This is a genomic window from Marinobacter sp. F3R08 (assembly GCF_018860425.1).
In the GTDB taxonomy this organism is placed as follows: domain Bacteria; phylum Pseudomonadota; class Gammaproteobacteria; order Pseudomonadales; family Oleiphilaceae; genus Marinobacter.
On sequence record NZ_JAHKPI010000015.1, the window covers coordinates 86074 to 98689 of the forward strand.

At 55.3% G+C, this 12616-nt stretch carries 11 protein-coding genes and 1 tRNA gene; 9 read left to right on the top strand and 3 right to left on the bottom strand.

The window, feature by feature from the left end:
* Positions 1-393: 393 nt before the first annotated feature.
* Both KO499_RS09470 and KO499_RS09475 read right to left on the bottom strand, forming a co-directional pair.
* Positions 394-2010 carry a site-specific integrase gene (locus KO499_RS09470; RefSeq protein ID WP_215983503.1) on the bottom strand — a complete coding sequence of 539 codons (1617 nt, stop codon included), beginning with the start codon at positions 2008-2010 and terminating at the stop codon, positions 394-396.
* Positions 2011-2107: 97 nt separating this feature from the next.
* Positions 2108-2194: transfer RNA gene (locus KO499_RS09475), tRNA-Leu, on the bottom strand.
* Positions 2195-2447: 253 nt separating this feature from the next.
* On the opposite strand from KO499_RS09475, the gene rnr reads away from it, so the two are divergent.
* From rnr to KO499_RS09520, 9 genes are all read left to right on the top strand, one after another.
* Positions 2448-5024: a ribonuclease R gene (rnr, locus tag KO499_RS09480; protein WP_215983504.1), complete on the top strand. Its 2577-nt coding sequence runs from the start codon at positions 2448-2450 to the stop codon at positions 5022-5024.
* A 15-nt stretch (positions 5025-5039) separates the two neighbouring features.
* Positions 5040-5777: a 23S rRNA (guanosine(2251)-2'-O)-methyltransferase RlmB gene (gene rlmB, locus KO499_RS09485; RefSeq protein ID WP_215983505.1), complete on the top strand. Its 738-nt coding sequence runs from the start codon at positions 5040-5042 to the stop codon at positions 5775-5777.
* A 246-nt stretch (positions 5778-6023) separates the two neighbouring features.
* Positions 6024-6440 (top strand): 30S ribosomal protein S6, encoded by a 417-nt coding sequence (gene rpsF / locus KO499_RS09490; protein WP_215983506.1) that lies wholly within the window; start codon positions 6024-6026, stop codon positions 6438-6440.
* Positions 6441-6465: 25 nt separating this feature from the next.
* Positions 6466-6696, top strand: coding sequence for a 30S ribosomal protein S18 (gene rpsR, locus KO499_RS09495; RefSeq protein ID WP_007154918.1), 231 nt, complete (start codon positions 6466-6468; stop codon positions 6694-6696).
* Between the two features lie 26 nt (positions 6697-6722).
* A complete protein-coding gene (locus tag KO499_RS09500) occupies positions 6723-7589 on the top strand; it encodes a hypothetical protein (RefSeq protein WP_215983507.1) in 867 nt (288 codons plus the stop codon).
* A gap of 20 nt (positions 7590-7609) precedes the next feature.
* The gene (rplI, locus tag KO499_RS09505) at positions 7610-8056 is read left to right on the top strand and encodes a 50S ribosomal protein L9 (RefSeq protein ID WP_215983508.1); all 447 of its coding nucleotides are present in this window, start codon (positions 7610-7612) and stop codon (positions 8054-8056) included.
* A 229-nt stretch (positions 8057-8285) separates the two neighbouring features.
* On the top strand, positions 8286-9692 hold the full coding sequence (gene dnaB / locus KO499_RS09510) for a replicative DNA helicase (protein ID WP_215983509.1): 1407 nt from the start codon (positions 8286-8288) through the stop codon (positions 9690-9692).
* Positions 9692-10768 carry an alanine racemase gene (gene alr, locus KO499_RS09515; protein ID WP_215983510.1) on the top strand — a complete coding sequence of 359 codons (1077 nt, stop codon included), beginning with the start codon at positions 9692-9694 and terminating at the stop codon, positions 10766-10768. The genes dnaB and alr overlap by 1 nt, the downstream gene beginning before the upstream one ends.
* A 181-nt stretch (positions 10769-10949) precedes the next feature.
* The gene (locus KO499_RS09520) at positions 10950-11828 is read left to right on the top strand and encodes a sugar nucleotide-binding protein (protein WP_215983511.1); all 879 of its coding nucleotides are present in this window, start codon (positions 10950-10952) and stop codon (positions 11826-11828) included.
* Positions 11829-11858: 30 nt separating this feature from the next.
* Here KO499_RS09520 and fnr read toward each other — a convergent pair whose 3' ends face one another.
* Positions 11859-12608, bottom strand: a complete 750-nt coding sequence (gene fnr / locus KO499_RS09525; RefSeq protein WP_215983512.1) for a fumarate/nitrate reduction transcriptional regulator Fnr — start codon at positions 12606-12608, stop codon at positions 11859-11861.
* Positions 12609-12616: the final 8 nt, after the last annotated feature.

Sequence of the window (12616 nt, forward strand, 5' to 3'; positions counted from 1 at the left end):
AGGCTCCAAGGATCGATGTCATCAGTGTGACCTAAGGTTAAAGCCTCAAGACACCTGAAGAAAGCCAAGGGCTAACCTAGGGACTGACCATGGACATCATTAACAACAAACAGGAAACAAGAACACAGGGCAGACCTGGAGATAGACCTAGGGTTAAACCTTGGGGGGGAAGGGGGGGTTTTCAGATAGATGCATTATGCATATAGCTTTAGTCTAACCTCTATCCTGAGGTCTCCAGTCTTATCCTGTTTGATTGGATAGTCTTACTTGTATTGATGGTCTTGAAGAAAAGCCAAGGTTAGCCACGAGAAGGAACTCATGGCTCCCTTAGTCTTTATCCTGAGGGCTGGTGGTCTCCGCGTTTTACGCTGGGTCATTGGCCCTATTTTTTCGTTAGATCGTCGCCTCAGGTTGACTATCAACAGCACTCAGAGGCGAGGGTATCTTAACGACCTCCTCGAGAAGTATCGGTACATCTGCAGGACCATACCTACCATGGACGTCGGAAGCCTTGTGGCCTGTGATGATTCTCTGGTGGTCGCCATCGACAGAAGCCCTGCGACACTCTGAGGTCAGCCAATGTCTAAAGCTGTGGTTCGGGTTGAGTCTGTCCCAGTCAGCTCCCGGAATCTGCTTTTTGATCCATTCTCTGAGTTTATTGGCCGGTGTCTTGGTGCGGTCTCCATGTTGGTCTTTCCATTGGCCCGGGAATAGGTATTTATCTTCCTTTGAAAGTGCTCGGACGTATTCGAGAAACCCCTCATTAATAATTGCAGGATGAAGTGGGACCGACCTTATAGACTCTGAGGTTTTGACTCTCTGACCTTCTTCGCTCCTGTCTATTTGAATATCTATGTAGGTAATACCCTCAGTTTCTCTGACATCGGAGCATCTGAGCCATAAGATTTCGCTGATTCGAGCACCTGTAAAGGCACATAACCACGGGACCCAACGGCTGATATTGGCGTTGGTGTTGGATACTCTCTTACCGCGTGGTTCCCTTGTGGCTTTCAGGAGCGTTGCAACCTGCTCTCGGGTGTACCCGATGATTTGACTAGAGTCAGAAGCTGACGCTTTAACTCTGACGCCTTTCGTAGGGTCGGCTTCTAGTTTCTCTTTGGATATTGCCCACTTGTATAGGGCCGACAGTGCCGCCAGGTGGTTATCGTTAACTGTCTTCGCTGTGAGCCTTTTTCCAGCCGGTGAGGTATCTTTCTCATGGGAGCGTAGCGCCTCAGCGTAAGACCAGATATCACTTTTACTGATTGATGAGGCGGGCCTGTGGTTGAAAAACCTGGATGCCTTCTCAATGTTCGACCGCCAGCCATCCAGCGTTCTCGGCGCTGTCCCGGCGTTTCGCCTTGACCGCTCGTAGCCTTCCCATAGTTCCACCAGAGATTGGCTAGGAGCTAACGTCTTGCCGGCGTACCGTGGTGGTGTCCAGTTGTCATAACCTAAAACTTCGGCGGCTGCGCCTTTGTAGGCTTGAATTTCGGCCTTGAGGATTTCTAGCCCGAGCCGCTTTTTATTAACAGGTGTCAGTGTAAGCCCGTGTTTTTGTAATAGTGGTTTGACAGCTTGAAGACCCCAGTCGTTCGCCCGCTGCCTCCGTTCGTCCCTCCATTCCTCTTGAGTTAGGCCTTCTTTGACTGGGGGTTCAATGTCCTCTAACAGCAGGTCGGGCGGTATCTCAAATCCAGAATCGGTCCATTGCTCCCTTTGAGCTTTCCGTATGGTTTCATCTAGTCGCTGATTAAAGTATTCACCCGTTATTGCCTGAAGGTCACTTGACCCCATATGGAGCGAACGGCGGAGCCTGGCTATCTCACTATCAATCTCAGCGCATACGGTTAGGGCCCGGCGCTTAGCTTCGTGGGGGTCTTTGGTCCTGAGGGATTTCTTGAATTCGAGCTTACCGGCTAGGGCTTGAAGTTCTTTGGGAACCCGCTTGCGAATCCAGTAGTTGGCGCTGCGTTTGGGGCGATAGGGACTGCACATACGGAGAGACATTTTAGACCTCTGTGTACCAGCTATGTGTACCAGTCAGGGTCTATAAGCAATTGAAAAAACGGGAAGTTACTGATTCGAAAGGGCCATTCAAGAAGAATGGTGCCGAGGAGAGGACTTGAACCTCCACGGGGTTGCCCCCACTAGCACCTGAAGCTAGCGTGTCTACCAATTTCACCACCTCGGCAGGTGATTTGCAGTTCTGCATTTAGTTTATTGAAAACTTGGCAGTTCTGCCGCAGTTGAAGTGTTGCCCCTCAACCGATGGCGCGTACTTTAATAATTCCGGAAAACGGTGTCAAACGTTTTTTATCAAAAATCTTGAATGGTATTTGTGCCTATATTTTTCGTGTGGTTAGGTAACTTCTTTATACCGGCGTTATACTCGGGAACAAATTCAATCATGAATACCGCTTTCAGGTACCAGGACAAGGACACGAATGGCTTCGAGAAAAAAGACAGGCAGAGATCCGCACGCAGGTCGTGAAGCAGAAAAATACGACAATCCGATTCAGAGCAGAGAGTTTATCCTCGAGCACCTGAAGGAGCGTGGCGCGCCGGCGACACACGAGACGCTTTGCGAAGAACTCGGGCAGAATTCCCCCGAGGGTATCGAAGCGCTGCGTCGACGTCTCATCGCCATGTGCCGTGACGGACAGATGATCTGCAATCGCCGTGGTGCGTACCTTCCGATTGAAGAGGCAGAACTGGTCGCCGGTCGGGTGGTTGGCCATAAAGATGGTTTCGGTTTCCTGATTCCTGATGACGGCGGTACTGATTTATTCCTCACTGCCCGGCAAATGCGCCAGGTATTTCATGGCGATCGGGTGGCAGCAAGGGTTGATCGCATTGATGATCGAGGTCGGCGTGAGGGTGTGATCGTCGAAGTTCTGGAATACCGGACCAGTCAGACGGTGGGGCGGTTCTTCCAGGAGAGTGGTATCAGCTTCGTTGTTCCGGAAAATGCGCGGATCAACCACGAAGTGCTGGTTCCTCAGGAGAACTGCGGCAACGCCCGTCACGGACAGTATGTGGTGGTGGATATTGTCCGTCAGCCTACCGTGCGTACCCAGCCATTGGGTAAGGTCGTTGAGGTCCTTGGTGAGCATATGGCGCCAGGAATGGAGATCGACGTCGCTATCCGCTCCTACGATATTCCCCATAGCTGGTCACCGGCTGTTGGCGAGCAGACGGCAGAAATTCCTGAAGAGGTCGCAGAGAAAGACAAGGCCAACCGAAAGGATATCCGCAATCTCCGGCTGGTAACCATCGACGATGAAACTGCCCGCGATTTCGATGATGCTGTGTATTGCGAGCCAAGACCCCGTGGCGGGTATCGCCTGCTGGTTGCGATTGCTGACGTTTCCCACTATGTCCGACCCGGAACGCCGCTGGACGAAGAGGCCGTCAATCGCAGCACCTCAGTTTATTTTCCGGACCATGTAGTGCCGATGTTGCCGGAAAAGCTGTCCAATGGCCTTTGCTCGCTGAATCCAGGGGTGGACCGCCTTTGTATGGTGGCCGATATGACCATCAGCGCTGCGGGCAATATCAGCAGTTACAGCTTCTATCAGGCAGTGATGTTCAGTCATGCGCGGCTTACCTATAACAAGGTAAGTTCCATGCTGGAACATCCGGATACCGAGCAGGGTTACAAGCTGTGCGAGCAATATGCCAGCGTTCTTCCTCAGTTGCACAATCTTTATGGTCTCTACCAGTTGCTGAGAAAGGCCCGTACTGAGCGTGGTGCGATCGATTTCGAAACCACCGAAACCAAGATCGTGTTTGACGCTGACCGAAAGATAGAAGAGATCGTACCGGTGCAGCGTAACGATGCTCACAAGATTATTGAGGAGTGCATGCTGTGCGCGAACGTTGCGACAGCGCGGTTCCTGAAAAAACACAAGCTTCCGGCGCTGTATCGGGTGCATGACGGGCCTTCAGAGGAGCGCCTCAATGCGGTCCGGCTGTTCCTGGGTGAACTGGGTTTGCAGCTGGGTGGCGGCGATTCGCCTACGTCCGCGGACTATCAGGCCCTGCTGGCCAGTATCAAGGACCGCTCCGATGCCAATGTGATCCAGACGGTAATGCTGCGTTCGCTCAGTCAGGCCGTTTACAGTCCGGAAGAGGGCGGTCATTTTGGCCTTGGCTATGCGGGTTATGCCCACTTTACGTCGCCGATCCGGCGTTACCCGGATCTGATCAATCATCGGGCCATCAAATCCGTGATTCACGGAGGCCAGGCTTCCAAGGATGTTGTTGTTCCCCCGGAAACGGATCCGGAACTTGCCGAGTATCCCTACGATTTGGCCCGGATGGAACAGTTGGGTGAGCACACCTCGATGGCAGAGCGGCGCGCCGACGATGCCACCCGGGATGTCATGGCCTGGCTGAAGTGTGAATATCTGAGTGATCATGTAGGTGAGGAATACGACGGCGTGATCGCGTCAGTGGTGCCATTCGGTTTCTTTGTTGAGCTTTCCGGTGTCTATATTGAGGGGTTGGTTCACGTGTCCACGCTCAATGGCGACTTTTTTCATCACGATTCCGCCAAGCATCGTCTTATTGGTGAACGCACGGCAATGAGTTTCCGTCTGGGTGATGAGGTTCGTGTCAAGGTTGTTCGGGTTGGTATGGAAGACCGGAAAATAGACCTGGAGCTGATCAGTGAACCTATGCATCGGCAGGCAGATCGCGACGCGCTCAAGATTGCTGACAAAGGGGAGCGAGGCAAAGGAAAGCGGGGCACCGGCAAAGCTGGCAAGCCGTCCACCAGGTCGAAATCCGGTCAGAAAGATGCGTCATCCGGCGACTCTGGTCTGAAGCGACCGAGGAAGCGCCCGGCATCAGCTGCATCGAAAAAAGCGGCTCCTGAGGCCTTTGATGACAATGAAACTCCTTCTGCCAGAGATGAGTTGATCGCCCGGGCTGCAAAGCTTGCCCTGAAGAAAGGCAAAAAAGGCAGTGGCGCTGGCAAAGACGATAAGAAAGCCAAGCCGCGAAAGTCCGGCAAATAACGGGAAGCGTAAACAGTGTCCGGAGAATTTGTGTTTGGCTGGCACGCGGTTGAGGCTGTTCTCAAGCGTGAGCCTGAGCGATTGCAGCAGGTCTGGATTCAGACCGGCAGGCAGGACAAACGGGTCAAGAGCATTACCGATGTCCTGGATGGTCTGGGTGTGCGCTGGAAAGTGGTCCATCGCAAGGAGCTCGATGAGCGGGTTTCCGGGGTGCATCAGGGCATTGTCGCGGCAGTCAGTGAGAGTCGGGAGTGGACGGAAGATGATCTGCTGGCGCAGCTGGCGGCTAGCGATAAATCGCCTTTCCTGCTGGTGCTTGACGGTGTGACCGACCCCCACAACCTTGGCGCCTGCATGCGTACTGCCGATGCGGTGGGCATTCAGGCCGTCATTGTGCCCAAGGACAAGTCAGCGTCCCTTACGCCGGTTGCCCGTAAGGTCGCTTGCGGGGCAGCGGAGACGGTGCCCTTTGTGCGGGTGACGAATCTTGCCCGTTTTCTGCGCAGTCTTCAGGAGCAGGGCGTCTGGCTCATTGGTACCGCCGGTGAGGCGGATGCCACACTTTACCAGGCCGACTTCAAGGGCCCGGTGGCTCTGGTGATGGGCGCGGAAGGAAAAGGTATGCGTCGACTGACCCGGGAGCACTGCGATCAATTGATCAATATTCCCATGCTGGGGCATGTGGATAGCCTCAATGTTTCCGTGGCTACGGGGGTGTGCCTTTACGAAGCCCTTCGCCAACGCCTTGGTTAACTCTTGCACACAAGGCCCTGCCCGCATAGAATACGTGACCCCTTTTTTAAGGGGTGGCTTTCTATTGCCTGAATGCAGGCAGTGTGGAGCCAAGCTTTTGATCAAGCCTTTCTTGTAAAGTCTTATTGATAAAGCAAAAAGAAACCGGCAGCAGCAGCTGTCAACTCCTTGCTTTCATGTTTGTCGGTCGCAGAGCGTTAAGCCTGGCCGGTAAAAAGGAAGCTGTTCAAACCGTAGGGAGAACTCATGCGTCACTACGAAATCGTTTTTATGGTACATCCGGATCAGAGCGAGCAGGTGCCCGCGATGATCGAGCGTTATACCAGCGTCATCACTGAAGATGGCGGTAAGGTACATCGCCTGGAAGATTGGGGCCGTCGTCACCTGGCTTACCCGATCAACAAGATTCACAAAGCTCACTACGTACTGATGAACATTGAATGTTCACAGGCCGCCATGGACGAGCTGACTCACAACTTCCGTTTCAACGATGCAATCATCCGCGACATGATTCTGCGCCGCGATGGTGCTGATACAGATCTGTCCCCGATGAAAGCTTCCGAGTCCCGTGAAGACCGTCGTGGCGGCGATGATCGCCCGCGTCGTTCAGCTGAATCTGACGAGCCACGTCAGCGCGCTGAAACCCAGGACGAAGAAGAGTAATTAACCGGAGTTGAGGAGTTAAGTTATGGCTCGTTTTTTCAGACGTCGTAAGTTCTGCCGCTTCACGGCAGAGGGTGTTAAGGAGATCGATTACAAAGATCTGGACACCTTGAAAGGCTACATCACTGAAACCGGCAAAATCGTGCCCAGCCGCATTACCGGCACCAAAGCACGTTATCAGCGTCAGCTGGCTACCGCTATCAAGCGTGCCCGCTACCTGGCACTGCTGCCGTACTCTGACAGCCACGATAACTAAGTAACAGAAATACAGGACTTGGGACCATGCGTGCACTTGCACAGTATGTAATGCGCGGTCCCCTCCAGGCCGGCGGGGTAGCAGCAGTCACAACTGCCGTACCCCTGTTGTTCTGGATTGGCGCAGCCGTTGTAGGCCTGGTTATTCTCAGGCTTGGCATCAGTCAGGGGCTCAATGTCGGGCTCTGGGCATTACTCCCGGCGCTTGGCTGGAGCATTTTCGGGCAAGACCCGACTGCTCTGGCTGTGTTGCTCCAGGTGATGCTCATGGCGTCGCTGATCAGAACAACACTGTCCTGGGAGAAAGCTCTGCTTGCGGGGAGTTTCCTTGCAATCGTCACGGGCCTGATGTTGCCCGTGGTCTACCCGGGGCTTCTGGATGATCTGGTCCAGGCCGGGGTGAGTTTTTACCAACAGTACAATGCCGACATTGCGCAGAGTCTCGGCGATGACCTCGATAAGGTGATCCGGGACACGATGAACGCAAGCATGGCAGGCACATACCTGGCAACGGGTGTGGGTATGACCATGCTGGCGCGCTCCTGGCAGGCGGGGCTTTATAACCCCGGTGGATTCCGCAAGGAATTTCATGCCCTGCGGCTGTCGCCACCAATTGCGGTGTTGTGTGCAGTAACCATGGTGGTGGGTCCGTTGCTGGGTCTCAACTCCATGCTGCTGGCCTGGGCTGCAGGAACGCCATTGTTCCTGGCCAGTCTGGCGCTGGTTCACGGCACTGTTGGTTTGAAAAAACTCAGTGGGAATTGGTTGGCGATGTTTTATGTTGCGCTGATTCTTTTGGGCCCAAGTCTGATGATTCTGTTAGTGGTTCTGGCTTTTGTGGATAGCTGGCTGGATATCCGGAGGCGTATAAAACCTGCCGGGCCGGCTGAATAAAGCACGAAGAGGTTAACGAGATGGAAGTTATTCTGCTCGAGAAAGTTGCAAACCTTGGATCCCTGGGTGACAAGGTAAACGTTAAGGCCGGTTACGGTCGTAATTTCCTGCTTCCTTATGGCAAAGCGGTACCAGCCACCGAAGCAAACCTGAAGGCGTTCGAAGAGCGTCGTGCCGAGCTTGAAAAAGCGGCTGCTGAAAAGCTGTCTGCTGCCCAGGCCCGTGCCGAAGCTCTCGAGGGTGCTGCGTTCACCATCAGCTCCAAGGCTGGTGAAGAAGGCAAGCTGTTCGGCTCTATCGGTGTACGCGACATTGCGGATGCGATCACTACCGGTGGTACCGAAGTCGAGAAGAGCGAAGTTCGTCTGCCGGAAGGCCCGCTGCGGGTGACTGGCGAGTACGATATCGAACTTCAGCTGCACTCAGACGTTGAAGTGACCATCAAGCTGGCAGTTGTTGCTGAATAAACCGTTTTTTCTGAAAACGGTGCCGGGAGCTTCCCGGCTCTGGTAACACGCCGGTGGCCGGCGCGGCCTTTTCGGAGGCCGCGCGCAGGTCAGCCCAACAGGCCCGAACCGCTCTTGCGGCTTTCGGGCCTGTTGCTTTCTGGTATGCTGTTTCGTTTCTTACCTCTCCCATTGCTGCGGCAGGTCGCTTAAACTGTTGTGGTTCTGATGTCCAACTGAAGATGTGTTCATGGCCAAGCCTAATCTGAAGCCCGCGAGTACCGATCTCGAAACCAGTCGCATTAAGGTCCCTCCCCATTCTGTGGAAGCAGAACAGGCGGTCCTGGGTGGTCTGATGCTCGACAACCGCCGGTTTGACGAAATCTCTGAGGTTATTTCTGCCGTTGATTTCTATCGGCAGGACCATCGCCTGATCTTTGGTGCGGTAGAGAGGCTCGCCAGTGAGAGTGAGCCACTGGATGTGGTTACCCTCGCTGAATTCCTGGAGCGCGCGGGTGACATTGAGGACGCCGGAGGCCTTTCATACCTTGCGGAGTTAGCCGAGAAAACTCCGGGTGCAGCCAACATTCGTGCGTATGCCGATATTGTCCGCGAACGTTCCATTTTGCGGCAGTTGGTGGAGGTGTCCGGCAAGATTTCCGATTCGGCGTTTAATCCGCTGGGTCGGAACAGTAATGAAATTCTGGATGAGGCCGAACGGAGTGTATTCCAGATTGCCGAAGCCCGGGTCAAGGAAGGGTCCGGCCCCCAGGCGATCAATCCCATCCTGGCAAAGACCCTGAGCCGGATCGAGGAGCTGTTTGAGTCCGGGGAGCAGACGACCGGTCTGACCACGGGCTTCAAGGACCTTGATGAGCAGACCTCAGGGATGCAGCCTTCGGACCTTATTATCGTGGCTGGTCGCCCCTCTATGGGTAAGACCACGTTCGCCATGAACATCGTCGAGAACGCGTTGATCAGCACGGGCACCCCGGTTCTGGTGTTCAGTATGGAAATGCCAGCAGATGCGCTGGCCATGCGTATGCTTTCATCCCTTGGCCGCATTGACCAGACCAAGGTCCGCGGTGGCAAGCTGGAAGAAGATGACTGGCCCCGGCTGACTTCTGCAGTCAGCCTGCTGAAGGACAAACCGCTCTATATCGACGATACGCCAGGCCTGAGCCCCACGGAAATGCGCTCCCGGGCTCGCCGTATAGCCCGTGAGAACGACGGCAAGATTGGCCTGATCATGGTCGATTACCTCCAGCTGATGCGGGTGCCCGGTAACACCGAGGGCCGGACGGCAGAAATCTCGGAAATTTCACGGTCTCTCAAGGGCATCGCGAAGGAGTTGAGCTGTCCTGTGGTCGCTCTGTCCCAGCTTAACCGGAGTCTCGAGCAGCGGCCCAACAAACGCCCTGTCAACTCGGATCTCCGGGAATCCGGCGCCATCGAGCAGGACGCCGACGTCATCATGTTTGTGTATCGGGATGAGGTATACAACGAGGACACTCCGGACAAAGGCATTGCCGAAATCATCATTGGCAAGCAGCGGAACGGGCCGATTGGCACTATCCGTCTTGCGTTCATCGGCAAGTACACGAAATTCGAAGACCTGGCCCACGGTGATTACGGTGACTACGGTGGAGACTATTAATGCCACGAAGCACTGTTGCCCGGATTGATCTTGCAGCCCTCCGTCGTAATTTCCAGACCGCCTGCAATCGGGCAGGCAAAGCGCGGGTGATGGCGGTGGTCAAGGCCGATGGCTACGGGCACGGTATCGGTCCCGTGGTGTCTGCTCTTGATAGTCTGGCGCCAAAATTTGCGGTGGCTTGCCTGGAGGAGGCCCGGGCGATTCGGGCTGCGAGCCTGGTCCAGCCGGTGGTACTGCTGCAAGGTGTGCATAGCGGCGCTGATATTGATGAGTGCGCGCGAAACGAATTTGAACCTGTTTTCCACTGCCCGCAACAACTGGAGTGGCTGGAACGCTCGGATGCGAGGCCGGTGTTCTGGCTGAAGGTGAACAGTGGCATGAATCGCCTGGGCTTTCATCCAGACGATCTGGCGGGGGTGGTAAACCGGGTCCTGGCCATGGGCGAAGATCAGAGGCTGCTGGGTTTCGTGACACACTTTGCCTGCGCGGACGACCCCGACAGTCCGATGACGGCGGAGCAGACCTCTGTGTTCGAACAGGCAACGGCCTCGTTTCCGGAGCGGATGAAGAGCGTTGGTAACTCGGCGGCCCATTTTGTTCCGGGCCAGCCGTTGTTTGACTGGAGCCGTCCCGGGATCATGTTGTATGGCGGTTCGCCGGTGATTGGCAAGACCGGTCCCGAGCTTGGTCTTGAGCCAGTGATGTCCCTGGAAGCACCATTGATCAGTACCCGTATGGTGCCTGCCGGAGAGTCTGTTGGTTATGGTGCCGGGTGGGTTGCAGACCGGGATATCCGGATGGGAATGGTTGCAATTGGTTATGGGGATGGTTATCCCCGGCATGCCGGAACCAACACGCCCGCCGCTATCAATGGCCAGAGAATTCGGCTGATCGGGCGGGTTTCTATGGATATGCTGGCCGTGGACCTGACCGGCGCACCTGAGGCGAAGGAAGGCGACAGCGTTGAGTTGTGGGGGCGCACGGTGAGCGTTGACGAGGTGGCCGCTTGCGCGGGTACCATCTCTTATGAGCTTCTGACCGGCATCACCGCACGGGTACCAAGGCATTACGGGTGATCCCGGGGCCGCTTTGGCCCAACCCATCATTGCGCCGGAGGCGTTCAGGTGTCTGAAGGGTTCATGGCAAAGTGGTAAAGTAAGATCGCGCTATAGGGCATGGATCGGACTGGATAAACCACTGGCCCGGCCAGCTCAGGAGCACCGCTACATCATTGATATCCGGAGGCATTGAATCCCAGTGCATGTACTTGTTGTTCACGATTACGGCCCCTTGGGGAAGGTTTTACTGGAGCAGCTGCGAGAAACTCACCTGCAGGTAAGCCCGTTGCTGGTCAGTGATCCGTCCAACGCCGACCTGAATGCGCTGGAAAACTGGGTCCCTGAGGATACGGACCTGATCGTGAACGCACTCTGGATGCCAGATCCGGAGGTCGCTGAGAAGGACCCTGAGGGTGCTCATATGGCTGCGTTCTCACTGCCGCTGGCGATGGCCGAGTTCGCTCGTGATCGTGGCATGGCACTGCTTCAGCTCTCCTCCTGCTATGTGTTTGATGGCCGGAAACAGAGTGGCTACATTACGTCCAATCCCGGGCAGCCGGTGAATGAGCTGGGCAACTGGCAATGGGAGTGTGAACAGGCCCTGCGTACGCTGCTGCCACGGCACATTATCCTGCGCACCGGCTGGAGCCTTGCTCGTTTTATCCGGAAAGTTCAGGCGAGTACGGTTGCCGGAGAAGTTCTGTCATTGCCGGGTCGCTGTCGGGGCCAGCCTGTGGCAGTTCGGGATCTGGCCCGGGTGATCAAGGCCGTGGTTCTTCAAATCGACTGCGGAGCTGAAGTGTGGGGTACTTACCAGTATGCCGGCGCCGAAGAAATCAATCTTTACGAGCTGGGATTGGCAATTACAGGGCTTCCCGGGATCCCCGAGGGTATCCGGGTCGTGGACGAGGTTCCGGAGTGGGGTCACCTTGAGCCGGTAAACACCACGCTGATCTGCACCAAGATACGCAATACTTTCGGGATTAAACAGCTGCCATGGCGTTCCGGCCTGGTGGATGAGCTGGCCATGATGAAGCAGGACAACGGTCGGGAAGTTGAAGGTGAACCCGCCGGGTAGTTTTTCAGACGGGTCCGGGGTAGGCCTGTATCAGTTGTTACACTGACGTGAAAACTCGCGGCTGACCAGTTGCAGGGCTTCGATATCAAGGAGCTCAACCTCACGGCCCCGCGCCTTGATGATTCCCTGGTTCTGAAAACGCGTGAAGACACGGCTGACCGTTTCAACCGCAAGTCCGAGGAAGTTGGCTATGTCGTTGCGCGCCATGGGCAGGCTGAAATTGGTCGGTGACATCCGACGGCGCTGGAAGCGGCTGGACAGCGACAGCAGCAACGCGGCAATGCGCTCTTCTGCAGTATTCTTGCTCAGCAACATGGCCAGTTGGTGACTGTTCTGGATCTCCTGGCTCATCAGGTGATACATGTGATGCTGCAGTCCCGGCAATTTGCCCGTCAGTTCCTCGAGCCTGTCGATCGGGAACTCACACACGCTGGTTCGTTCCAGAGCCTTCGCAGTGCAGGCGTAGTGCTCCCCGCCGATGCTGTCCAGGCCAACCAGTTCACCGGGCATGAAAAAGCCGGTTACCTGTTCCTCGCCACTTTCAGTGATTATTGAGGTTTTGATAGACCCGCTTTTCACCGCAAAGCAGGATCGATAGGGCGTGCTCTGGTCAAAGATATGTTCGCCGCGGTTGAAGATCCGACCCTGCTGGATGATGTCCTCCAGTCTGGCCAGATCGTTCTCTCCAATCGCCAAGGGCAGGCACAGGTTGCTCAGGCTACACTGCTGACAGGATGCTTTGAGCGGAGAAACCTGGCGAAAAGGGATTGCTTGAGCCATGCGTGATG

Excerpts from the sequence above, each read along its gene's own strand:
- rpsR (WP_007154918.1), top strand. The coding sequence starts at position 6,466 with ATGGCTCGTTTTTTCAGACGTCGTAAGTTCTGCCGCTTCACGGCAGAG.
- KO499_RS09500 (WP_215983507.1), top strand. The coding sequence starts at position 6,723 with ATGCGTGCACTTGCACAGTATGTAATGCGCGGTCCCCTCCAGGCCGGC.
- rnr (WP_215983504.1), top strand. The coding sequence starts at position 2,448 with ATGGCTTCGAGAAAAAAGACAGGCAGAGATCCGCACGCAGGTCGTGAA.
- rplI (WP_215983508.1), top strand. The coding sequence starts at position 7,610 with ATGGAAGTTATTCTGCTCGAGAAAGTTGCAAACCTTGGATCCCTGGGT.
- alr (WP_215983510.1), top strand. The coding sequence starts at position 9,692 with ATGCCACGAAGCACTGTTGCCCGGATTGATCTTGCAGCCCTCCGTCGT.
- KO499_RS09470 (WP_215983503.1), bottom strand. The coding sequence starts at position 2,010 with ATGTCTCTCCGTATGTGCAGTCCCTATCGCCCCAAACGCAGCGCCAAC.
- dnaB (WP_215983509.1), top strand. The coding sequence starts at position 8,286 with ATGGCCAAGCCTAATCTGAAGCCCGCGAGTACCGATCTCGAAACCAGT.
- fnr (WP_215983512.1), bottom strand. The coding sequence starts at position 12,608 with ATGGCTCAAGCAATCCCTTTTCGCCAGGTTTCTCCGCTCAAAGCATCC.
- rpsF (WP_215983506.1), top strand. The coding sequence starts at position 6,024 with ATGCGTCACTACGAAATCGTTTTTATGGTACATCCGGATCAGAGCGAG.